This window comes from Pseudomonas koreensis, assembly GCF_025447595.1.
Lineage (GTDB): Bacteria > Pseudomonadota > Gammaproteobacteria > Pseudomonadales > Pseudomonadaceae > Aquipseudomonas > Aquipseudomonas koreensis_H.
The window spans coordinates 1-22,329 of record NZ_JAOEJU010000009.1 but is presented as its reverse complement, the minus strand read 5'-3'; the positions used below and the strand labels follow the sequence as shown (position 1 = coordinate 22,329).

The window sequence follows — 22,329 nt, the reverse complement described above, 5'->3', positions numbered from 1 at the left end:
CCTTTTTTTACCCTTCCACACTTCTTGTGCGCTTTTCGCGCGCCTGACCCGAGGATCTTCATGCAATTCAAGCCAGCTGTTACCGCTCTGGTCACTGCCGTCGCCCTGGCATCGCTGCTCAGCGGATGTAAAAAGGAAGAGGCGGCTCCCGCCGCACCACCTCCTCAGGTCGGCGTCGTCACCCTGCAACCACAAGCCTTCACCCTGACTTCCGAACTGCCGGGCCGCACCAGCTCGTTCCGCGTCGCCGAAGTTCGTCCGCAGGTCAACGGCATCATTCTCAAGCGTCTGTTCAAGGAAGGCGGCGATGTCAAAGCCGGCCAGCAGCTGTATCAGATCGATCCGTCGGTCTATGAAGCGACCCTGAAAAGCGCCGAAGCCAACCTGCGTTCGACCAAGTCGATCTCCGACCGCTACAAGCAACTGGTCGACGAGCAGGCCGTCAGCCGTCAGGAATACGACACCGCCGTGGCCAACCGCCTGCAATCGGAAGCATCGCTGCAGAGCGCGCAGATCAATGTGCGTTACACCAAGGTCTACGCACCGATCTCCGGTCGTATCGGCCGCTCTTCGGTGACCGAAGGCGCGCTGGTCAGCAGCGGCCAGACCGACGCGATGGCAACCATCCAGCAACTGGACCCGATCTACGTCGACGTCACCCAGTCTTCGGTGGAATTGCTGGAGCTGCGTCGCGAACTGGAAAGTGGCCGCCTGCAGAAGGCCGGCGACAATGCCGCCGCGGTCAAGCTGACACTGGAAGACGGCAGCCAGTACAAGCTCGACGGTAAGCTGGAATTCTCCGAAGTGTCGGTCGACCCGACCACCGGCTCCGTGACCCTGCGCGCCGTGTTCCCGAACCCGGATCACACCCTGTTGCCAGGCATGTTCGTTCGCGCCCAGTTGCAGGCCGGTGTCAACGCCGCCGCCATCCTGGCGCCGCAACAAGGCGTGACCCGTGACCTCAAGGGCACGCCGACCGCGCTGGTCGTCGGTGCGGACAACAAGGTCGAACTGCGTCAGCTCAAGGCCAGCCGTACCGTGGGCAGCCAGTGGCTGATCGAAGACGGCCTGAAAGCCGGCGATCGCCTGATCACCGAAGGGCTGCAATTCGTGCGTCCGGGTGTCCAGGTCAACCCGACCGAAGCGACCAACGTAGCCAAGAACCCGGCACCCGCCAAGGCAGCTGACAAAGCCTACGGCGGCAAAGGGGAGTAACTCATGTCGAAATTCTTTATCGACCGTCCGATTTTCGCCTGGGTAATTGCCCTGGTGATCATGCTGGTCGGGGCTCTATCGATCCTCAAGTTGCCGATCAACCAGTACCCGAGCATTGCGCCACCGGCCATTGCGATTTCCGTGACCTACCCGGGTGCTTCGGCACAGACGGTTCAGGACACCGTGGTACAGGTGATCGAGCAACAGCTCAACGGTATCGACAACCTGCGTTATGTGTCCTCGGAAAGTAACTCCGACGGCAGCATGACCATCACCGCGACCTTCGAGCAAGGCACCAACTCCGACACCGCGCAGGTTCAGGTCCAGAACAAGCTGAACCTGGCCACCCCGCTGTTGCCGCAGGAAGTGCAGCAACAGGGTATCCGCGTGACCAAGGCAGTGAAGAACTTCCTGCTGGTGATCGGTGTGGTGTCGCGTGACGGCAGCATGACCAAGGACGACCTGTCCAACTACATCGTGTCGAACATGCAGGACCCGATCTCGCGGACCGCCGGTGTCGGTGACTTCCAGGTCTTCGGTGCCCAGTACGCGATGCGCATCTGGCTCGACCCGGCCAAACTGAACAAGTACAACCTGACCCCGGCCGATGTCAGCGCCGCGATCTCGGCACAGAACGTTCAGATCTCCTCCGGTCAGCTCGGCGGTCTGCCGGCGCTGCCAGGCCAGCAACTGAACGCTACGATCATCGGCAAGACCCGCCTGCAGACGGCCGAGCAGTTCAAGGCGATTCTGCTGAAGGTCAACCAGGATGGCTCGCAAGTCCGTATCGGTGACGTCGCCGATGTCGGTCTGGGCGGTGAAAACTCCAGTATCGCGGCGCAGTTCAACGGCAAACCGGCCTCCGGTCTGGCAGTGAAACTGGCCAACGGCGCCAACGCCCTCGATACCGCAAAAGCCCTGCGCAAGACGATTGACGACCTCAAGCCGTTCTTCCCGCAAGGCATGGAAGTGGTGTTCCCGTACGACACTACCCCGGTGGTGACCGAGTCGATCAAGGGCGTGGTTGAAACCCTGGTCGAAGCGATCGTGCTGGTGTTCCTGGTGATGTTCCTGTTCCTGCAGAACTTCCGCGCCACCGTCATCACCACGATGACCGTGCCGGTGGTATTGCTTGGTACGTTCGGCATCCTCGCGGCCGCCGGTTTCAGCATCAACACCCTGACCATGTTCGGTATGGTGTTGGCCATCGGCTTGCTGGTGGACGACGCCATCGTCGTGGTGGAAAACGTCGAGCGGGTGATGGCCGAAGAAGGCCTGTCACCGAAGGAAGCGACCAAGAAGTCCATGGGCCAGATCCAGGGCGCACTGGTCGGTATCGCGCTCGTACTGTCGGCGGTATTGCTGCCGATGGCATTCTTCAGCGGCTCCACCGGTGTGATCTACCGTCAGTTCTCGATCACTATCGTGTCGGCCATGGGCCTGTCGGTTCTGGTCGCGCTGATCTTTACCCCGGCGCTCTGCGCCACCATGCTCAAGGCGATTCCGAAAGGCGAGCACGGCACACCGAAACGCGGCTTCTTCGGCTGGTTCAACCGCAACTTCGACCGCAGCGTTCGCAGCTACGAGCGCGGTGTCGGCAACATCCTGCAGCGCAAGGCGCCATACCTGCTGGCTTACCTGCTGATCGTGGTCGGCATGATCTGGCTGTTCACCCGCATTCCGACCGCGTTCCTGCCGGAAGAAGACCAGGGCGTACTGTTCGCCCAGGTGCAGACCCCAGCCGGTTCCAGTGCCGAGCGCACACAGGTGGTGATCGATGAAATGCGCTCTTACCTGCTGGACAAAGAATCCAGCTCGGTAGCCTCGGTGTTCACCGTGAACGGCTTCAACTTCGCCGGTCGCGGCCAGAGCTCGGGTCTGGCGTTCATCATGCTCAAGCCATGGCACGAGCGGGACGCAAGCAATAGCGTATTTGCCCTGGCGCAGCGTGCGCAGCAGCACTTCTTCAGCTTCCGCGATGCGATGGTATTCGCCTTCGCCCCGCCGGCCGTACTGGAGTTGGGTAACGCCACCGGTTTCGACGTGTTCCTGCAGGACCGCGCCGGTATCGGTCACGACAAGTTGATGGAAGCCCGTAACCAGTTCCTCGGCATGGCGGCGCAGAGCAAGGTGCTCTACCAGGTGCGTCCGAACGGTCTGAACGACGAGCCGCAATACCACCTGGAAATCGACGACGAGAAGGCCCGTGCCCTGGGCTTGAGCCTGTCCGACATCAACAGCACCCTGTCGATCTCCTTCGGTAGTAGCTACGTCAACGACTTCATCGACCGCGGCCGTGTGAAGAAGGTTTACGTGCAAGGTCAGGCCGGCGCTCGCATGAGCCCTGAAGACCTGAAGAAGTGGTACGTGCGCAACAGCGCCGGCACCATGGTTCCGTTCTCCGCGTTCGCCAAGGGCGAGTGGATCTACGGTTCGCCGAAACTGGCGCGTTACAACGGTGTAGAAGCGATGGAGATCCTCGGTTCTCCGGCGCCGGGTTACTCCACCGGTGAAGCGATGGCCGAAGTCGAGGCGATTGCCAAGAAGCTGCCGGCCGGTGTGGGTATCTCGTGGACTGGTCTGTCGTACGAGGAACGACTGTCCGGCTCGCAGGCTCCGGCGCTGTACGCCCTGTCGCTGCTGATGGTGTTCCTGTGTCTGGCGGCGCTGTATGAAAGCTGGTCGATTCCGATCGCGGTCATGCTCGTGGTGCCACTGGGGATCATCGGTGCGCTGATGGCCACCAGCCTGCGCGGCCTGTCGAACGACGTGTACTTCCAGGTGGGTCTGTTGACGACCATTGGTCTGGCGGCTAAAAACGCCATTCTGATCGTCGAGTTCGCCAAGGAATTGCACGAGCAGGGACGCAGTCTGCGCGATGCGGCCATCGAAGCCTGCCGCATGCGTCTGCGACCGATCATCATGACGTCGCTGGCCTTCGTCCTCGGTGTTGTACCGTTGGCTATCTCCACCGGCGCAGGCTCGGGCAGTCAACACGCGATCGGTACCGGCGTAATTGGCGGTATGCTCACCGCAACGATCCTGGCGATTTTCTGGGTTCCACTGTTCTTCGTCACTGTGTCGTCCATGGGTCAGCGCAAAAACGCCGGCAAGGATGACGCCATAGAAACTCCTAAAGAGGCTGGCCAATGAGCAAGTCGCTACTCTCCATCGCAGTCGCCGCCTTCGTGCTGAGCGGTTGCTCGCTGATACCGGATTATCAGCAGCCTGAAGCACCGGTGGCCGCGCAATTCCCGCAGGGCCCGGCGTACTCGCCGGCCGAGGCACCGGCGCAGGCCGCTGCCGAACAGGGCTGGAAGCAGTTTTTCCATGACCCGGCCCTGCAGCAACTGATCCAGGTCGCCCTGGAAAACAACCGCGACCTGCGTGTCGCGGCGCTGAACATCGACGCCTACGCGGCTCAATACCGCATCCAGCGTGCCGATCTGTTCCCGGCCGTGTCGGCCAATGCCAGCGGCAGCCGTCAGCGGGTTCCGGCCCGTGCGTCGCAGACCGGTGATTCGACGATTACCAGCTCCTACTCCGCCACCGTCGGCATCAGTGCCTACGAACTCGACCTGTTCGGTCGGGTTCGCAGCCTGAGCGAACAAGCGCTGCAACAATACTTCGCCACCGAAGAAGCGCGTCGCAGCACCCAGATCAGCCTGGTGGCCAGCGTGGCCAACGCCTATCTGACCTGGCAGGCCGACAAGGAACTGCTGAAGCTGACGCAGGACACCCTCGGTGCCTTCGAGGAAAGCTACAAGCTGACCAGCCGCAGTAACGAAGTCGGTGTGGCTTCGGCGCTGGACCTGGCGCAGTCGCGCACTTCGGTTGAAAACGCCCGGGCACAACTGGCGCGTTACACCCGCCAGGTCGCTCAGGACGAAAACAGCCTGACCCTGCTGCTCGGCACCGGCGTGCCGGCCAACCTGCAAGCGGCCAAACCGCTGTCGGATGACCTGCTGGCCGACGTGCCGGCCGGCCTGCCGTCGGATCTGCTGCAACGCCGTCCGGACATCCTTCAGGCCGAGTACAACCTGAAGGCGGCCAACGCCAACATCGGCGCGGCCCGTGCAGCGTTCTTCCCGAGCATCAGCCTGACCGCCAACGCGGGCAGCCTGAGCCCGGACCTGTCCGGCCTGTTCAAGGGCGGTTCGGGCACGTGGCTGTTCCAGCCGCAGATCAACCTGCCGATCTTCAACGCCGGCAGCCTGCGCGCCAGCCTCGACTACGCCAAGATCCAGAAGGACATTGGCGTGGCGAACTACGAGAAGTCCATTCAAACGGCCTTCCAGGAAGTCGCCGACGGCCTGGCCGCCCGCCAGACCTATACCGAGCAGTTGCAGGCCCAGCGTGATTTCGTGACGGCGAACCAGGATTACTACCGCCTGGCCGAGCGTCGCTATCGCATTGGCGTCGACAGCAACCTGACGTTCCTTGATGCCCAGCGTCAGCTGTTCAGCGCGCAACAATCGTTGATCACCGACCGCCTCGCGCAGCTGACCAGTGCGGTCAACCTGTACAAGGCCCTGGGCGGTGGCTGGAATGCGCAGACCGCGCAGAACGAGCCGCTCAAAGAAGAAGCGCCGAAGATGAAGCTGTTCTGATCATCCGGTGAACACAAGAAGCCCGCCGATTGGCGGGCTTTTTGTTGCCTGCCAATCTTGCGTTCGATAATCGCCCGAATTCCACTTTCGCCGATTGAATCGCCTCGCCCGCGCCCCGCACCATTCGAGCCACAAAACCAATAACAACAGGTTCGACACCATGCTCCCGCGCCCTGCTCCATCCGGCTGATCGCCGCCGCTTCGCCCCCTGATTCCATTGAATTCCTGCGCCTCAGAAACGGCCGCAGCGCCCCCGCACGCCCAAAAAAACAAGAGAGACCCGAGCCCATGACAATGTCCCCTGTGCCCTACGCACTTCCCGGCCTGATCGCCCTCGCCCTGGCCGGCGTCGCGCTGCCCGCTGCGGCTGAAGAAGCCGGTTTCATCGAAGGGGCCAAGGTCAACCTGAACCTGCGCAACTTCTACATCAACCGCAACTTCACCAACCCGACCAAGGCTCAGGGCAAGGCTGAAGAGTGGACGCAGAACTTCATCCTCGACGCCAAGTCCGGTTTCACCCAGGGCACCGTCGGGTTCGGCATGGATGTGCTGGGGTTGTACTCGGTGAAGCTCGATGGCGGCAAAGGCACCGGCGGCACGCAGGCGTTGCCGCTGGATCATGACGGGCGCCCGGCGGACACCTTCGGCCGCACTAACGTGGCGTTCAAGGCCAAACTGTCGCAGACCGAGGTGAAGGTCGGCGAGTGGATGCCGGTGTTGCCGATTTTGCGTTCGGATGACGGCCGCTCGCTGCCGCAGACCTTTCGCGGCGGGCAGATCACCTCGAAGGAAATCGATGGGTTGACCCTGTACGGCGGCCAGTTCCGCGCCAACAGTCCCCGTGACGACAGCAGCATGAGCGACATGTCGATGTTCGGCAAAGCGGCGTTCACCTCGGACCGCTTCAACTTCCAGGGCGGCGAATACGTGTTCAACGACAAGCGCACCCAGATCGGCCTGTGGAACGCCGAGCTCAAGGACATCTACAGCCAGCAATACGTCAACCTGATCCACAGCCAGCCAATCGGCGACTGGACCCTCGGCGCCAACCTCGGTTTCTTCTACGGCAAGGACGACGGCAGTGCCCGCGCCGGCGACCTCGACAACAAGACCTGGTCGGGCATGTTCTCCGCGCGATACGGCGGCAACACCTTCTACGTCGGCCTGCAAAAACTCACCGGCGACAGCGCCTGGATGCGGGTCAACGGCACCAGCGGCGGAACGCTCGCCAACGACAGCTACAACTCAAGCTACGACAACGCGCAGGAACGTTCCTGGCAACTGCGCCACGACTACAACTTCGCCGCCCTCGGCGTGCCCGGCCTGACCCTGATGAACCGCTACATCAGCGGCGACAACGTGCACACCGGGACCATCACCGACGGCAAGGAACGGGGCCGCGAATCGGAACTGGGCTACACCGTGCAAAGCGGCGCACTCAAGGACCTGAACGTCAGGTGGCGCAACTCGACCATGCGCCGAGACTTCAGCAACAACGAGTTCGACGAGAACCGTCTGATCGTCAGCTACCCGATCAGCCTGCTCTAGAACTCTGCACCATCCGTCAGGATTAATGGCGAGGCGCCCGCCGACGCGTAGAGTGGATCCACCTGAAGGACTCAGGTGCTCCACCCTCTTCACTTCCGTTATCTGTTGATGTCGGTCCCCAAGACTTGGCCAGGTTGTCATCGGAAGACCCTGCTGATCACCGGAGGACCACCTCATGATCACCCGACTCAACCCGGCTCCCGTCGACAAAGACTGGGACGCCCGGGCGTACCAGCAGTTTTCCCGCCTCAGGCAACAACCGGTCGATGAATTGCTCGGTCGTGTCGACCTGGACAATCCTCAACGCATTTATGACCTCGGTTGCGGCACCGGGATTGCCACGAAGGTTCTGGCCGATCGCTGGCCGCTGGCAAATCTCAAAGGCATCGACAGCTCGAAAGACATGCTCCAGGTCGCCCGTTGCCTGCCGATCAAGGCGCGCTGGCAACACGCCGAGCTGCAACACTGGAAACCCCGCAAACCGGCCGATCTGTTGTTCGCTGCGGCCGTGCTGCATTTCATCGATGACCATCAGACGCTGTTGCCAGGCTTGCTTCACCACCTCAACCCCGGCGGCTGCCTGGCCGCGCACATGCCGGACTGGCGCGACGCGCTGTGGTATCAGCTGATGCTCGATACCCTCGACGATGCCGGGCCCTGCGGCCGACCCATTGGCACTGCGAAATTGCGCCAGCGCATGGCGGCGCGGCCGTTGTTGTCGCTGGAGGATTACTACCGTTTGCTCGCGCCGCTGACCCAATCACTGGATATCTGGGAAACCGAGCAGTTGCAGGTAGTGCGCGGAAGCTCACCGATTTATGACTGGGTGAAAGTGTCGGCGCTGAGGCCGGTGATGCAGGGACTGACATCAGAAGAACAGGCGCGCTTCATTTATCACTACCTGATGCGGGTGCATGCGCATTATCCGCAGGAGAAAAACGGGCACACGTTGTTTCCCTTCAAGCGGATTTTCATTGTCGCCAAGGTTTGAATCGACGCGGCAAATACCGCCATCGCCAGCAGGCTAGCTCCCACAGTGAAATGCGGTCCATTGTGGGAGCTAGCCTGCTAGCGATGGCGTCCGCTCAGTCGCCGTCAATCCCGCGATTCGGTACCCAGCTCATCCCACACCGATTCGGCCAGATGAAACGTCGCATTCGCCGCCGGAATCCCGCAGTAGATCGCGCTCTGCATGATGACTTCCTTGATCTCGCCACGGCTCACGCCATTGTTGGCCGCCGCCCGCAGATGCAACTTGAGTTCGCCTTCGCGGTTCATGCCGATCAGCATGGCGATGGTGATCAGGCTGCGGGTGTGGCGTGGCAGGCCCGGGCGGGTCCAGATATCGCCCCAGGCGTGACGGGTGATCATCTCCTGGAATTCCGAATTGAACTCGGTCAGCGTGGTCAGGCTGCGATCGACGTGAGCGTCGCCGAGCACCGCGCGGCGCACTTGCATGCCGTCGTCGTAACGTTGTTTCTCGTCCACGGAAATCCCCTCAATCGGCCAGCAAAAAGGTCAGCACGCGGTCGCTGAATGCGTCGCCGGCCTGAACGTTGGAAAGGTGCGCCGCATAGAACTCGGCGTACTCGGCGCCGCGCACATGTTCCTGAATGAAATGCCCGCCGGACGGTGGCGTCACCGCATCTTCGGTACCGGCGATCACCAGCAGCGGCGCCTTGATCGACGACAACTGCTCACGGAAATCCGCATCGCGCACCGCCCCGCAGTTGGCGGCGTAACCTTCAGGATTGGTCGCGGCCAGCATGTCGGTGATCTGCTTGGCCGCCGCTGGATTGGCCGCCGAGAAGTCCGGGGTAAACCAGCGGGCAATCGATGCATCACGCAACGCAACCATCGCCGCCGGGCCGTCGCGCAGCACGGTTTCGATGCGCGGGTTCCACACCGACGGATCGCCGATTTTCGCCGCCGTGTTGCAGACGATGAGTTTGTTCAGACGCTGGCCGGCGTTGATCCCCAGCCACTGGCCGATCAGGCCGCCCATCGACAAACCGCAGAAATGCGCACGTTCGATGTGCAGCGCATCCAGCAGCGCCAGCACGTCGCGGCCCAGTTGCTCGATGCTGTAAGGACCCGGCGTCACCAGCGACTGGCCGTGCCCGCGCGTATCAAAACGCAGCACGCGAAAATGTTCGGTGAAGGCCGGCATCTGCACGTCCCACATGTGCAGGTCAGTGCCCAGCGAGTTCGACAGCACCAGCACCGGCGCGTCGACCGGGCCTTCCAATGTGTAATGCAGTTCGCCATCGGCGAGTTGAACGAAAGCCACAGCCCTCTCCTTTCAGTCAGACAATGCGTTGTGTTCGGCCACGGCCCGCTCGACCCAGACTTGCGCCTGCCCCAGGTAATGGGCGGGATCGAGCAGATGATCCAGTTCGGTTGCGCTGAGTTCGGCGGTCACCTGCGGCTCGTCACCGAGTACCGCACGCAGATGGCGCTGTTCGGCCACCGCTCGTTTGCAGCACTGTTCGAGCAGGTGATGCGCGGTGTCGCGGCCGACCCGTTGCGCGAGCACGATGCTAACCGCTTCGGCCAGCACCAGACCTTGAGTCAATTCCAGGTTGCGGGCCATGCGCGCGGCATCGACTTCCAGACCGTCAGCCAGCAGCCGCGCCTGTTGCAGCGCACCCGACACCAGGCAGCAGATCTCCGGCAGGGTTTCCCATTCGGCGTGCCACAAACCAAGGCTGCGTTCGTGTTCCTGGGGCATGGCGCTGAACAGTGTCGAGACCAGACCTGGCACGCGGGTCGCCGCACCGATCAGCACCGCTGCGCCCACCGGATTGCGTTTGTGCGGCATGGTCGAGGAACCGCCCTTGCCCGGCGCCGAGGGTTCGAACACTTCCGCCGCCTCGGTCTGCATCAACAGGCTAATGTCGCGGCCGAGTTTGCCGAGGCTGCCGGCGATCAGCCCAAGCACCGCACCGAACTCGACGATGCGATCACGCTGGGTGTGCCACGGTTGTTCCGGCAGCGTCAGTTGCAGTTCTTCGGCCAGCGCCTGGGCAATCGGCAATGCCTTTTCGCCGAGCGCCGCGAGGGTGCCGGACGCGCCGCCGAATTGCAGCACCAGCAATCGCGGCTTGAGCTCGCGCAGGCGTTGACGACTGCGAGTCACGGCACCGAGCCAACCGGCGATCTTCATCCCAAGGGTCACCGGCGTCGCGTGTTGCAGCCAGGTGCGCCCGGCCAGTGGCGTCGTGGAGTGGCGCTGCGCCTGAATGGCGAGGGAGTCGGCCAGTTGCGCCAGCTCCCCTTCAATTAATTCCAGCGCCTGACGCAATTGCAGCACCAGCCCGGAGTCCATCACGTCCTGGCTGGTGGCGCCCAGATGCACGTAGCGCTCGGCTTCGGCATCGGTCGCGGCGATCTGTTTGCCCAACGCCTTGACCAGCGGAATCGCCGAGTTGCCGGCCGTGGCAATCGCCTCGCCCAATGCGGCGAAATCAAACAGCTCCGCGCGACAGGCGTTTTCGATCGACGCGACAGCATTTGCCGGAATCAATCCGACCCGCGCTTCGGCCCGGGCCAGCGCCGCTTCGAAGTCGAGCATCGCCTGCACCCGGCCCTGATCGCAGAACACTTGGCGCATATCGCGGGCAGTAAAGTAGGCATCGAACAATTGATTGCCCGGTCGCTGAGTCATAAACAGTCCTTGCCGGCGCGGGCCGTTGTGGCCCGCGCGCATCGGTTTAAAGGTCGTGGTGCAAATACTTCGCTTCTTTGGGCAGGCGCAGGCTGAACAGGAACGCCACGGCCATCATGATGGTGACATACCAGTAGAACGCGTTTTCCATGCCGCCGGCCTTCAGGCTCAGGGCGACGTATTCGGCCGAACCGCCGAAGATCGCGTTGGCCACCGCATACGCCAGACCGACGCCGAGGGCGCGGACTTCCGGCGGGAACATCTCGGCTTTCACCAGACCGCTGATCGAGGTGTAGAAACTGACGATCGCCAGCGCCAACGTGATCAGGACAAAGGCCAGGAACGGACTGCTGACGCTTTTCAGGCTCAGCAGGATCGGCACGGTAAACAGCGTGCCGAGGGCACCGAACCAGAGCATCGAGTTACGCCGGCCGATCTTGTCCGCGAGCATGCCGAACAGCGGTTGCATGCACATATACAGGAAGAGCGCGCCGGTCATGATGTAGCTGGCAGTCTTGGCGTGCATGCCGGCGGTGTTCACCAGGTACTTCTGCATATACGTGGTGAAGGTGTAGAAAATCAGCGAGCCGCCAGCGGTGTAGCCGAGTACGGTGATAAACGCGGCCTTGTGGTCGCGGAACAGCGCACTGATGCTGCCGGCGTCCTTGTGTTCACGTGTTTCCTTGTTAGTGGTTTCTTTCAGGGTGCGACGCAGGAACAGCGAAATCAGCGCCGCCACCGCGCCGACCACGAACGGAATCCGCCAGCCGTAGGCACGCAGTTCTTCTTCAGAAAGAAACTGCTGCAGGATTACCACCACCAGCACCGCCAGCAGTTGCCCGCCGATCAGCGTCACATACTGGAACGAGGCGAAGAACCCGCGCTGGCCCTTGAGCGCGACTTCGCTCATGTAGGTCGCGGTGGTGCCGTACTCACCGCCCACCGACAGGCCCTGCAGCAGACGCGCGAACAACAGCAACAACGGCGCCCAGACGCCGATGTCGTTGTAGGTCGGCAGGCAGGCGATCAGCAACGAGCCGAAGCACATCATCAGGATCGAAATCAGCATCGAGTTCTTGCGCCCGTGCTTGTCCGCGACCCGACCGAAAATCCAGCCGCCGATCGGTCGCATCAGGAACCCGGCGGCGAAGACGCCTGCCGTGTTGACCAGCTGCACCGTGGGATTGTCGGAGGGGAAAAACGCCGGGGCGAAATAGATCGCGCAGAAGGCGTAGACGTAGAAGTCGAACCATTCGACGAGGTTGCCGGACGACGCGCCGACAATGGCAAAGATGCGCTTGCTGCGCTCTTCACCGGTGTAATGGGAGGTGAGGGTTGTCATTGTTTTTCACTCGATAGGGACAGTGAGAGTCTAGACACACTTTGCAACAGTCCCGTTCCACAGATACTCAAGCGCTGCAAATCCCTGTGGGAGCGGGCTTGCCCGCGAAAGCGGTGGGTCAGCCAACTCAATGGCGACTGACACACCCTCTTCGCGAGCAAGCCCGCTCCCACAAGGGATGTGTGGTGATCTTCAGTAATCGAAGAACACGGTTTCCGCATCAGTGCCCTGCAGAATCACATTCCACTGATAAACACCCGCCGCATCCGGCTTCGCCAGCAGCGTGGTGCGGCGCTCCGCCGGTACGCATTCGAGCAGCGGATCATTGACGTTCGCCGGATCGCCTTCGAAATAAATCCGCGTCAGCAAGTGCTTCACCAGACCGCGCGCGAACACTAGCACTACCAAGTGCGGCGCCTGGGTCGAGCCCTTCAGGCCTTCGACCGTGCCCGGCTTGATGGTGGTGAAACGGAAGCGCCCTTCGGCGTCCACAGGCACCCGGCCGAAGCCTTCGAAATTCGGGTCGAGCGGTTTGGCCTGCTCGTCTTCCGGATGGTCGTATTTGCCGGCGGCGTTGGCCTGCCAGACTTCGAGCATGGCGTCGTTGACGACATCGCCGTTGCCATCCACCACTTGCCCGCTGATCGCCACGCGCTGGCCGAGGGTCAGTTCGTTGGCGAGGTTTTCGCGGTTCAGCCAGGTCAGGCCGATGTGGTAATACGGCCCGACGGTGTGGGACGTGGTCGCAGTCAGGGTCATCTCATTTCTCCATCGGCGTGGCTTCGCGGCCGCGCAGCACGATGTCCCAGCGATAAGCGAGGGCGTAGGACGGAATGGTTTTTTCCAGATCGAAAGCGGCGATCAGGCGTTCCTTGGCCGAGGTGTCCGGCACGCAGTTGTAGATCGGGTCGTAGGGCAGCAACGGGTCGCCCGGGAAATACATCTGCGTGACCAGGCGCGTCAGGATGCTCGGCCCGAACAGCGAGAAATGCACGTGCGCAGGACGCCAGGCGTTGTGGTGGTTGCCCCACGGATAGGCGCCGGGCTTGATGGTCTGGAACTGATACCAGCCGTCAGCGTCGGTCACGGTGCGGCCAGTGCCGGTGAAGTTCGGGTCCAGCGGTGCGTCATGCAGATCGCGAGCGTGGTTGTAGCGACCGGCGGCGTTGGCCTGCCAGATCTCCACCAGAATCCCCGGCACCGGCAGACCGTCTTCATCGAGCACACGCCCGTGAATGATGATTCGCTCGCCGAGTGGTTCGCCCTGATGCTGGGCAGTCAGATCGTTATCGGTGTCGGCCACACGCTCGGCGCCGATGGTCGGGCCGGTGATTTCCGACAGCGAGTGAGGCAGAAACACCAACGGCTTGGACGGCGAGCGCAGATTGGTGGATTGATAATTCGGGTGCAGATACGGCGGCTGGGTGCCTTCCTGCGGGCGGCGGTAACCAGGCTTGTCAGTCATTTCGCTTTCCTCTGTTCTTGTTCGTCACGGCTTGCGTCAGACGCGTTCGATCGCCAGGGCCAGACCCTGGCCGACACCGACGCACATGGTCGCCAGACCTTTCTTGCCACCGGTCTTTTCCAGTTGATGCAGCGCGGTCAGCACAAGACGCGCACCGCTCATGCCCAACGGGTGACCCAAGGCAATCGCGCCGCCGTTCGGGTTGACCTGGGCCGCGTCGTCCGCCAGCCCCAGCTCACGCAGCACCGCCAGACCCTGGCTGGCAAACGCTTCGTTGAGTTCGATCACATCGAAATCGCTGACTGCCACGCCAAGGCGCTCGGTGAGTTTGCGCACCGCCGGCACCGGGCCGATGCCCATCACCCGTGGCGCGACCCCGGCGCTGGCCATGCCCAGCACTCTGGCCCGGGCGGTCAGACCGTGTTTTTTCACCGTTTCGGCCGAGGCCAGAATCAGCGCGGCGGCACCGTCATTCACGCCCGACGCGTTGCCGGCGGTGACGGTCTTGTCCGGGCCGTTGACCGGTTTCAATTTGGTCAGGGCTTCAAGCGTGGTTTCGGCGCGAGGGTGTTCGTCCTGGCTGACCACGGTTTCGCCCTTCTTGTGGGCGATCCGCACTTCGACGATTTCCTCGGCGAAGTAGCCGGCCGCCTGGGCAGCAGCAGTACGTTGCTGACTGCGCAGGGCGAAAGCGTCCTGATCCTCGCGGGAAATTTCGTAATCGTCGGCGACGTTGTCGGCGGTCTGCGGCATCGCGTCGACGCCGTACTGCGCCTTCATCAACGGGTTGATGAAACGCCAGCCGATGGTGGTGTCTTCCAGCTTCATGTTGCGCGAGAACGCCGCATCAGCCTTGCCCATCACAAACGGCGCGCGGGACATCGACTCGACGCCGCCGGCAATCGCCAGCTCCATTTCGCCGCTGGCTATAGCGCGGAACGCCGTGCCGATGGCGTCCATGCCCGACGCGCAGAGGCGATTGAGGGTGACGCCCGGAACGCTGTCCGGCAGACCGGCCAACAACAGCGCCATGCGCGCCACGTTGCGGTTGTCTTCGCCGGCCTGGTTGGCGCAGCCGAGGAATACTTCGTCGATTGCGCTCCAGTCCACCGAGGGGTTGCGTTCCATCAGGGCCTTGATCGGCACGGCGGCCAGATCATCGGCTCGAACTGCCGCCAGACCGCCACCGAAACGACCGATGGGGGTACGGATCGCATCGCAGATATAAACGTCGCGCATCATGCTTCTCCCGGTGCCTGGCCGTGGGCCGCTGCGGTGCGGGCTTCGAGATCGCGCAGGGCGGTCAGCTCGACGTCGGTCGGTTCGGCAGTGGTGGCCACGCTGTCGGCAAAACGGATCGCCCAACCGGTGGCGGCAACCACTTGCTCGCGGGTCACGCCCGGGTGCAGTGCGGTGACCACGAATTCGTGGGTGCCCTCTTCCGGTTCCATGATGCACAGGTCGGTGATGATCCCGACCGGACCGGCGCCCGGCAGGCCCAGACGTTTGCGCGAATCGCCGCCCTCGCCATGGCCCACCGAGGTGATGAAATCGAGTTTGTCGACAAACGAACGCGCCGACTGCTTGAGGATGATCAGCACGCTTTTCGCGGAACCGGCGATCTCCGGCGCGCCACCGGCACCCGGCAGACGCACTTTCGGCTGGTGATAGTCGCCGACCACGGTGGTATTGATGTTGCCGAAACGGTCGACCTGCGCTGCGCCGAGGAAACCGACGTCGATGCGCCCGCCCTGCAGCCAGTAGCGAAAAATCTCACCGGTCGGCACGACAGTGTCAGCGGTTTCCGCCAGTTCGCCGTCACCGATGGACAGTGGCAACACGCTGGGTTTGGCGCCGATAGGGCCCGACTCGTAGATCAACACCACGTCCGGCGACGAGGTCAGGCGCGCCAGGTTGGCGGCTTTCGACGGCAGGCCGATGCCGACGAAGCACACCGAGCCGTTCTTCAGGCGACGGGCCGCGGCGACGGTCATCATTTCATTGGTGGTGTAAGTCATTACTTGGCCTCCGAAGCAGCGGCCAACTTGGCCTGGAACTCGCTGAAGTCAGCGCAGCCATGGATGTATTCGTTGATCCACGCGGTAAACGTCTCACGGTCGCGGGCGATCGGATCCCACGCCTGATAGAAGCGATTGTCACGCTCGGTGTAACCGTGGGCGTAGGACGGATGCGCGCCACCGGGCACATGGCAGACCGCGCTCAGGGCCCAGGTCGGCAGCACGCAGGCGTTCATCGGGGCGTTGAGGTTGTCGACGATTTCTTCGACGGTGACGATGCAACGCTTGGCGGCCAGTGCGGCTTCCTTTTGCACACCGAGAATGCCCCACAGCAGCACGTTGCCCTGACGGTCGGCTTTCTGGGCGTGAATCACGGTCACGTCCGGACGCACCGACGGCACCGCCGCCAGCACTTCACCAGTGAACGGGCAAGTCACGGACTTGATCAGTGGGTTGACCTTCGGCAGGTCGGAACCGGCGTAGGCTCGCAGTACCGCGAAAGGTAGGCCGGAGGCGCCGGCGACGTAGGCATTGGCCAGGTCGGCGTGGCTGTGTTCTTCGATTTCCAGCGCATGCGGCCATTGCTTCTCGACCGCGTCGCGCAGACGGTGCAGCGAACCCACGCCAGGGTTGCCGCCCCAGGAGAAGATCAGCTTGCGTGCACAGCCGGCGCCGATCAGTTGGTCGTAGATCAGGTCAGGCGTCATCCGCACCAGGGTCAGATCTTTCTTGCCCTGACGAATGATTTCATGACCCGCCGCCGTAGGGATCAGGTGAGTGAAGCCTTCGAGCGCGACGGTGTCGCCGTCGTTGACGAATTGCTTCACCGCGTCGTGCAGCGAAAGGATCTCAGCCATGGAGCGGGCTCCTGTTTTTGTAATGAATCGCCAGTAATAAAAAGGCGCGAGGTTCTGCGCCGGAGTCACTGAAGATTAAGCCGCTGATTTTCGCCAAACAATCCGATAATCGACGGAGTGTTCGTTTATCGAACAGATTGTTATCTGCCTAATGATCACTCCCGCACCGCGTGCGGGAGTGATGGACGTGGATATCAGGTCGCGTCCGCGTGACTGACCAGACCCTTGATCACCACCGCTGCCGTGGCCAGGCCCGCCGGGATCACCAACGCTGTCAGCACCTGTTCGAAATTCCAGCCCAGGCCCAACAGGGTCGCGCCCATCCACGCCCCGAGAATCGCGCCGAACCGGCCGATCCCGAGCATCCACGACACACCGGTCGCCCGGCCCTGAGTCGGATAAAACCGCGCAGCCAGCGACGGCATTGCCGATTGCGCGCCGTTGACGCACATGCCCGCCACCAGCACCAGCGTCGCCAGCAGCGTGATGTTGCCCAGGCTCTGCCCCACCGCGTAGGCAAACACCCCGGCCAGCAGGTAGAAAATGCCGATCACCTTGTGCGGATTGAAGCGATCCATCGCCCAGCCTACGCCGACCGCGCTCAACACCCCGCCGAACTGGAACAACGCGCCGATGAACGCTGCCTGCTCCATGCTCGCGCCGCTGTCGCGCATCAGGGTCGGCAGCCAGCTGGTCAGCAGGTAAACGATCACCAGACCCATGAAGTAGGTCAGCCACAGCAGCAACGTGCCGACGCTGTAGGTGCCGGAGAAAATCACCGCGAATACATTGCGCGCTTTGACGGTTTTCTGTTCCGGTACGCTGAAACTCGCGGCCTGAGCGACGGTGGCAGGATCAATGGGCGCGAGAGTCTTGCGCACTTTGTCGGTGCCGCGATTGCGCACCACCAGATAACGCGCCGATTCCGGCAGCCAGAGCAGCAACACCACGGTGAGGATCAGCGGCAGGATCCCGCCGATCAGTAACAGGCTGTGCCAGCCGAATGCCGGAATCAGCTTGGCCGAGATGAATCCACCGCCGGCCATGCCGAGGTTGAAGCCGCAGAACATGCTGGTCACCAGCAACGACTTCTTGCGCTCCGGGGTGTATTCCGACAGCAGCGTGGTGGCGTTCGGCATGCCGGCGCCCAGCCCCAGACCCGTGAGGAAACGCAGCACCAGCAGTTGATCGACGTTGGTGGCGTAGGCCGAAGCCAAACTGAAAGCACCGAACAGAAAAACCGCGCCGACCAGTACGACTTTTCGCCCGAAGCGGTCAGCCAACGGCCCGGAGCCCAGTGCGCCGAAGACCATGCCGATCAGCGCGGCACTCATCACCGGGCCGAGGCTGGCGCGGTCGATGCCCCAGTCCTGGGACAGGGCCGGCGCGATAAAACCCATGGCCGCGGTGTCGAGGCCATCGAGGAACACAATCAGGAAACACAGGATCACGACGCGCCACTGATAGCGCGAGATCGGTTGAGCGTTGATAAAGGACTGCACGTCGAGGCAGTGACCTACAGCGGACTGAGGCTGGTTCATTATTTTTATTCCACGCAAAAAACGCAGTCGAACGGCGGCCGGCCAACGAGCGGCACGGTCACAACTATATAAGGAAGGAATCAGGCGTTGCGCTAATACCGGCAACAGGAACGGGAGCGGCGACAGTCGGGGAACGTGCGCATGGGAAGTTGCCTCTTGTCATTATTATGGGAGTCGACAATCCGGCGGGCTCATTCAATTCGCGCCGGATGACGCTGCCGCGACATTAATGATCCGGGGGTTTTAGCGTCAATTCGATAAACGCAACTCTGTGCGTTTATCGAACAGCTTCATCAGGCGAACAATTGCGCACTGAGATCGCGGCTGGCGCTTAACAGGCCTGGCAGAAAGCGCTGTTCCAGCTCGGTACGACTGACGCGACCGGCGTGGGTACTGACGTTGAGCGCGGCCACCACCTGGCCGGAAGCATCGTAGACCGGCACGGCAATCGAGCGCAGACCCTGTTCCAGTTCCTGATCGACGATGCACCAGCCCTGCTGCCGCACTTCCTGCAAACATTCGAGCAAGGCGTCAGGGGTATGAATCGTGCGGCTGGTCTTGGCGACCAGTTCGGCGTGGTCGAGGTATTCGCGCAGCGAGGTGTCGTCCAGCGCCGCCAGCAGAATCCGCCCCATGGACGTGCAATACGCCGGCAAACGCCCGCCCACCGACAGGTCTACCGAAATCAGACGCTGGGTAGTGGCCGAGCGGGCGATGTAGAGAATGTCGTCGCCTTCCAGCGTGGCCATGTTGCAGGCCTCGTGCAGTTGCTCGCTCATGCGGTCGAGGTACGGCTGGGCCGAGACCGCCAGGGGCGTCGAAGACAGATAGGCGTGTCCGAGGGTCAGCACTTTGGGCAGCAGCGAATACGTTCGCCCGTCGGTGGTGGCGTAGCCGAGCTTGATCAGCGTATGCAGACAACGGCGCACGGCGGCGCGGGGAATTTCCGTGCGGTGGCTGATCTGGGCGATGGTCAGGTGACGCTTGCGCTCCTGAAACGCCTGCACCACCGCCAGGCCACGGGCCAGGGAGGTCATGAAATCCGGATCACCGGTCAGGGCCTGGATACGCTTGGCCGGCGAAGCGACGATCGGCGGCGCTACCGAGGTGAAGGAATTGCGCATTTGATCGTTCATGTCGGGTCCTTTTTTTCTTGTTCGGATCAACGGCTATACAAGCGGCTCGCCGGCGGATACACAAGCGACAGTCCGCCAACACCGGGCGATTATCGAACCGTCGACCGATAATCGCAATCGCCCAGGCCTCCTCGGCCGGGCTGTGCAGAGCGGATTTGAACTTGGAACGCCGGTGCGGTTTAAGCGCCTTAGTTGTTCGACTAAATGGCGCCAGAAACCAAACACTGTGCAACAACGATGCAACTATTGCTGGAAGTTGCACGTCACAAAACAATCACACATCCGGAACCGTTTTTAACTTGGCAAAGATAGTCAATCCCGATTCGGCCGCTATAATGCACCTCAGTGACACCGCGCTTTTATTTGCCGACGGTGCCACCCGCTGGCGCGATGTCCATCGCCGCCGGCCCCGGCCAGCGCCTGATGCTCATTACTCATGCACCGCCAGCGCGCTCGCTGAAACAGGAAACTGATGCTGCGTCAGTTTTAATCTGGTGCCGTAGCCGCCTGCAACATGGAAGTCCTGACCGTCTTCCCGACAACACCGCTGCCTGTCCGGGCGAGCGCTTGTTGGTGAACCGGTTAAATGATTCGTTGCAGTGCGTTCACCAGACATTTATCTCAACTCATACAGGTAGCACTGTGACGAAAGACGAACTGCGCGCGGAACTTGAGCGCCAGGAACAACGTTACAAGGAAGTTTACGGCGGGGAAGTCACCACCTACGCCGCCCAACCCGAACCAGAACGCAAAGCCTGGCGTAAACGCCCTACCGTTCAGGATCAGGTCTTTCAGCAAGAACTGAAAAAAATGGAAGAGGAACTCAAAGCCGAAGAGCCTTGATGCCTTCCTTTGAGACTTTCGAGGGTAAGCGTACTCACCGGGTTACAAGCACGGTGGACTGACGATGCCTTGCGCGCCCGCTACCCGCGGGCAGCGGCCAACTCCCCTGTATTGCACAGGTCTGGAGCATGTCAGACGCGTTTCTCAGATATTTCATACAAGTTTCAGCCCCCTCCCGACAACCGGCCAATCCGCCGGCGTCTCGCATTTTTTTCAATTGAATCAACGCCTTGCAAAACCCTGCAAAAAGCTTGGGTAATGCACCTTGATACAAATTAATTTGGCGAAGTCGGTTACCGATGAGCAGGTAGGGGATCGATTTCCAGTCTTTTCTGGCATAATCGCGCCCCCTTATGACCGGGTCAGAAAACCTTCATGATCGATTTATTCAGCGGACTGGATGCCTGGGTGCTTGTGAGCCTCCTGCTCGCCCTGACATTTGTCCTCGCCTTCGAGTTCATCAATGGATTTCATGACACCGCTAACGCGGTAGCCACTGTTATCTACACCAAAGCGATGCCGCCTCACCTGGCGGTGTTCTTCTCGGGCGTGTTCAACTTCCTCGGCGTGCTGCTGGGCGGCGTTGGCGTGGCGTATGCCATCGTGCACCTGCTGCCGGTAGAACTGTTGATCAACGTGAACACCGGCCATGGTCTGGCAATGGTGTTCTCGCTGCTCGCCGCCGCGATCGCCTGGAACCTGGGCACCTGGTACTTCGGTATCCCGGCCTCCAGTTCCCACACGCTGATCGGTTCGATCCTCGGTGTCGGCCTGGCCAACGCCCTGATCAACGAGATTCCACTGGCCGACGGCGTCAACTGGCAGAAAGCGATCGATATCGGCGCCTCGCTGGTGTTCTCGCCGATGGCCGGTTTCCTGATCGCCGCGCTGGTGCTGATCGGCCTGAAATGGTGGCGCCCGCTGTCGAAGATGCACAAGACGCCGGAACAGCGCCGCAAGATCGACGACAAGAAGCACCCGCCGTTCTGGAACCGCCTGGTCCTGGTGATCTCGGCCATGGCCGTAAGCTTCGTGCACGGTTCCAACGACGGCCAGAAAGGTATTGGCCTGATCATGCTGGTACTGATCGGTATCGTGCCTGCGCAGTTCGTACTCGACCTGAACAGCACCACCTACCAGATCGAACGTACCCGCGACGCGACCCTGCACCTGAGCCAGTTCTACAAGCGCAACGCCGACACCCTGGGCGAGTTCCTGGCCCTGGGCAAAAGCGTGGAAGGCGACCTGCCGGAGAAATTCCGTTGCAACCCGCAACAGACCGAACCGACCATCGCCGCCCTGCTCGACACCCTCAAAGGTGTAGCGGACTACCACTCGCTGTCCTCGGAAAGCCGCATCGAAGTGCGTCGCTACCTGCTCTGCCTGGACGACACCGCGAAGAAAGTCAGCAAACTGCCAGGCCTGGCACCTCGTGAGAAGGCTGACCTGGACAAGCTGCGCAAAGACCTGACCACCACCACTGAATACGCCCCGTTCTGGGTAATTCTGGCGGTCGCCCTGGCCCTGGGCCTGGGCACCATGGTCGGCTGGAAACGCGTGGTACTGACCATCGGCGAGAAAATCGGCAAGCAAGGCATGACCTACTCGCAAGGCATGTCGGCCCAGATCACCACCGCCAGCCTGATCGGCATGGCCAACATCTTCAGCCTGCCGGTGTCCACCACCCACGTCCTCTCCTCGGGCGTGGCCGGCACCATGGTCGCCAACAAAAGCGGCCTGCAAGGCGGCACGGTGAAAACCATCCTGCTGGCCTGGGTCCTGACCCTGCCAGCCACCGTGGCCCTGTCGGCCGGCCTGTTCTGGCTGGCGTCGAAGGCGCTGGGTAGCTGATAGATCGCTGTAATGAAAAAGGCGTGATTCGCAAGAATCACGCCTTTTTTGTTGCTTCCAGAAATGGAACGCAGAGCGTCCCAGGCTGCATTCCCACGCGGAGCGTGGGAACGATCAAAGCAATTGGTCGGCTATCAGGCCGCCATCGCCAACAGGCTGGCTTGTATGCTGGTACTTGAAGGGAGGAGGAGGGACTAGGCTGGTTTCTGACTGTTGACGCAGTACAGATCCGTGGG

Annotated in this window: 18 protein-coding genes; 7 read left to right on the top strand and 11 right to left on the bottom strand. The window is 61.8% G+C overall.

The annotated features are described in order from the left end of the window. The first annotated feature begins 60 nt into the window (after positions 1 to 60). The 5 genes from emhA to N8H71_RS13235 all read left to right on the top strand — a co-directional run bounded on the left by emhA (position 61) and on the right by N8H71_RS13235 (position 8,364). Positions 61 to 1,215: an efflux RND transporter periplasmic adaptor subunit EmhA gene (gene emhA / locus N8H71_RS13255; RefSeq protein ID WP_115076833.1), complete on the top strand. Its 1,155-nt coding sequence runs from the start codon at positions 61 to 63 to the stop codon at positions 1,213 to 1,215. Between the two features lie 3 nt (positions 1,216 to 1,218). Then, positions 1,219 to 4,368 carry an efflux RND transporter permease subunit EmhB gene (gene emhB / locus N8H71_RS13250; RefSeq protein WP_262194330.1) on the top strand — a complete coding sequence of 1,050 codons (3,150 nt, stop codon included), beginning with the start codon at positions 1,219 to 1,221 and terminating at the stop codon, positions 4,366 to 4,368. Further along, positions 4,365 to 5,825 (top strand): efflux RND transporter outer membrane subunit EmhC, encoded by a 1,461-nt coding sequence (emhC, locus tag N8H71_RS13245; RefSeq protein WP_262194329.1) that lies wholly within the window; start codon positions 4,365 to 4,367, stop codon positions 5,823 to 5,825. Before emhB ends, emhC begins: the two co-directional genes overlap by 4 nt. Positions 5,826 to 6,113: 288 nt before the next feature. Further along, positions 6,114 to 7,373: an OprD family porin gene (locus N8H71_RS13240; protein WP_262194328.1), complete on the top strand. Its 1,260-nt coding sequence runs from the start codon at positions 6,114 to 6,116 to the stop codon at positions 7,371 to 7,373. Positions 7,374 to 7,548: 175 nt separating this feature from the next. Next, entirely contained in the window at positions 7,549 to 8,364 is an 816-nt protein-coding gene (locus N8H71_RS13235) for a methyltransferase domain-containing protein (RefSeq protein WP_262194327.1), read from the top strand. Positions 8,365 to 8,468: 104 nt separating this feature from the next. On the opposite strand, the gene pcaC is transcribed toward N8H71_RS13235, so the two are convergent. The 11 genes from pcaC to pcaR all read right to left on the bottom strand — a co-directional run bounded on the left by pcaC (position 8,469) and on the right by pcaR (position 19,399). Continuing rightward, positions 8,469 to 8,861: a 4-carboxymuconolactone decarboxylase gene (gene pcaC / locus N8H71_RS13230; protein WP_064593983.1), complete on the bottom strand. Its 393-nt coding sequence runs from the start codon at positions 8,859 to 8,861 to the stop codon at positions 8,469 to 8,471. A gap of 10 nt (positions 8,862 to 8,871) precedes the next feature. Then, a complete protein-coding gene (pcaD, locus tag N8H71_RS13225) occupies positions 8,872 to 9,663 on the bottom strand; it encodes a 3-oxoadipate enol-lactonase (protein ID WP_085605411.1) in 792 nt (263 codons plus the stop codon). 12 nt (positions 9,664 to 9,675) lie between these two features. Continuing rightward, on the bottom strand, positions 9,676 to 11,040 hold the full coding sequence (locus N8H71_RS13220) for a 3-carboxy-cis,cis-muconate cycloisomerase (protein WP_262194326.1): 1,365 nt from the start codon (positions 11,038 to 11,040) through the stop codon (positions 9,676 to 9,678). Between the two features lie 46 nt (positions 11,041 to 11,086). After that, complete coding sequence (locus N8H71_RS13215; protein WP_085683260.1) at positions 11,087 to 12,382, bottom strand: MFS family transporter; 1,296 nt, start codon at positions 12,380 to 12,382, stop codon at positions 11,087 to 11,089. Positions 12,383 to 12,574: 192 nt separating this feature from the next. Beyond that, positions 12,575 to 13,141, bottom strand: a complete 567-nt coding sequence (pcaG, locus tag N8H71_RS13210; protein WP_007957832.1) for a protocatechuate 3,4-dioxygenase subunit alpha — start codon at positions 13,139 to 13,141, stop codon at positions 12,575 to 12,577. A gap of 1 nt (position 13,142) precedes the next feature. Further along, on the bottom strand, positions 13,143 to 13,847 hold the full coding sequence (gene pcaH / locus N8H71_RS13205; RefSeq protein WP_007957831.1) for a protocatechuate 3,4-dioxygenase subunit beta: 705 nt from the start codon (positions 13,845 to 13,847) through the stop codon (positions 13,143 to 13,145). A gap of 36 nt (positions 13,848 to 13,883) precedes the next feature. After that, positions 13,884 to 15,089 carry a 3-oxoadipyl-CoA thiolase gene (gene pcaF, locus N8H71_RS13200; RefSeq protein ID WP_262194325.1) on the bottom strand — a complete coding sequence of 402 codons (1,206 nt, stop codon included), beginning with the start codon at positions 15,087 to 15,089 and terminating at the stop codon, positions 13,884 to 13,886. Then, positions 15,086 to 15,865, bottom strand: coding sequence for a CoA-transferase subunit beta (locus tag N8H71_RS13195; RefSeq protein WP_262194324.1), 780 nt, complete (start codon positions 15,863 to 15,865; stop codon positions 15,086 to 15,088). The genes pcaF and N8H71_RS13195 overlap by 4 nt, the downstream gene beginning before the upstream one ends. Next, a complete protein-coding gene (locus tag N8H71_RS13190) occupies positions 15,865 to 16,722 on the bottom strand; it encodes a CoA transferase subunit A (protein WP_003222404.1) in 858 nt (285 codons plus the stop codon). Before N8H71_RS13190 ends, N8H71_RS13195 begins: the two co-directional genes overlap by 1 nt. A 194-nt stretch (positions 16,723 to 16,916) precedes the next feature. After that, positions 16,917 to 18,263: an MFS transporter gene (locus tag N8H71_RS13185; protein WP_007957828.1), complete on the bottom strand. Its 1,347-nt coding sequence runs from the start codon at positions 18,261 to 18,263 to the stop codon at positions 16,917 to 16,919. Between the two features lie 293 nt (positions 18,264 to 18,556). Continuing rightward, entirely contained in the window at positions 18,557 to 19,399 is an 843-nt protein-coding gene (pcaR, locus tag N8H71_RS13180; protein WP_007917109.1) for a pca regulon transcriptional regulator PcaR, read from the bottom strand. Between the two features lie 642 nt (positions 19,400 to 20,041). Here pcaR and N8H71_RS13175 point away from each other — a divergent pair. Beyond that, positions 20,042 to 20,242, top strand: coding sequence for a hypothetical protein (locus N8H71_RS13175; RefSeq protein ID WP_007957826.1), 201 nt, complete (start codon positions 20,042 to 20,044; stop codon positions 20,240 to 20,242). A gap of 375 nt (positions 20,243 to 20,617) precedes the next feature. Continuing rightward, on the top strand, positions 20,618 to 22,093 hold the full coding sequence (locus N8H71_RS13170; protein WP_007957824.1) for an inorganic phosphate transporter: 1,476 nt from the start codon (positions 20,618 to 20,620) through the stop codon (positions 22,091 to 22,093). The last annotated feature ends 236 nt before the right edge of the window (positions 22,094 to 22,329 follow it).

What these genes read in the sequence shown, in the direction of transcription:
- emhA (WP_115076833.1), top strand. Translation starts at nt 61, where the DNA reads ATGCAATTCAAGCCAGCTGTTACCGCTCTGGTCACTGCCGTCGCCCTG.
- emhB (WP_262194330.1), top strand. Translation starts at nt 1,219, where the DNA reads ATGTCGAAATTCTTTATCGACCGTCCGATTTTCGCCTGGGTAATTGCC.
- emhC (WP_262194329.1), top strand. Translation starts at nt 4,365, where the DNA reads ATGAGCAAGTCGCTACTCTCCATCGCAGTCGCCGCCTTCGTGCTGAGC.
- N8H71_RS13240 (WP_262194328.1), top strand. Translation starts at nt 6,114, where the DNA reads ATGACAATGTCCCCTGTGCCCTACGCACTTCCCGGCCTGATCGCCCTC.
- N8H71_RS13235 (WP_262194327.1), top strand. Translation starts at nt 7,549, where the DNA reads ATGATCACCCGACTCAACCCGGCTCCCGTCGACAAAGACTGGGACGCC.
- N8H71_RS13220 (WP_262194326.1), bottom strand. Translation starts at nt 11,040, where the DNA reads ATGACTCAGCGACCGGGCAATCAATTGTTCGATGCCTACTTTACTGCC.
- N8H71_RS13215 (WP_085683260.1), bottom strand. Translation starts at nt 12,382, where the DNA reads ATGACAACCCTCACCTCCCATTACACCGGTGAAGAGCGCAGCAAGCGC.
- pcaG (WP_007957832.1), bottom strand. Translation starts at nt 13,141, where the DNA reads ATGACCCTGACTGCGACCACGTCCCACACCGTCGGGCCGTATTACCAC.
- pcaH (WP_007957831.1), bottom strand. Translation starts at nt 13,847, where the DNA reads ATGACTGACAAGCCTGGTTACCGCCGCCCGCAGGAAGGCACCCAGCCG.
- pcaF (WP_262194325.1), bottom strand. Translation starts at nt 15,089, where the DNA reads ATGATGCGCGACGTTTATATCTGCGATGCGATCCGTACCCCCATCGGT.
- N8H71_RS13195 (WP_262194324.1), bottom strand. Translation starts at nt 15,865, where the DNA reads ATGACTTACACCACCAATGAAATGATGACCGTCGCCGCGGCCCGTCGC.
- N8H71_RS13190 (WP_003222404.1), bottom strand. Translation starts at nt 16,722, where the DNA reads ATGGCTGAGATCCTTTCGCTGCACGACGCGGTGAAGCAATTCGTCAAC.
- N8H71_RS13185 (WP_007957828.1), bottom strand. Translation starts at nt 18,263, where the DNA reads ATGAACCAGCCTCAGTCCGCTGTAGGTCACTGCCTCGACGTGCAGTCC.
- pcaR (WP_007917109.1), bottom strand. Translation starts at nt 19,399, where the DNA reads ATGAACGATCAAATGCGCAATTCCTTCACCTCGGTAGCGCCGCCGATC.
- N8H71_RS13170 (WP_007957824.1), top strand. Translation starts at nt 20,618, where the DNA reads ATGATCGATTTATTCAGCGGACTGGATGCCTGGGTGCTTGTGAGCCTC.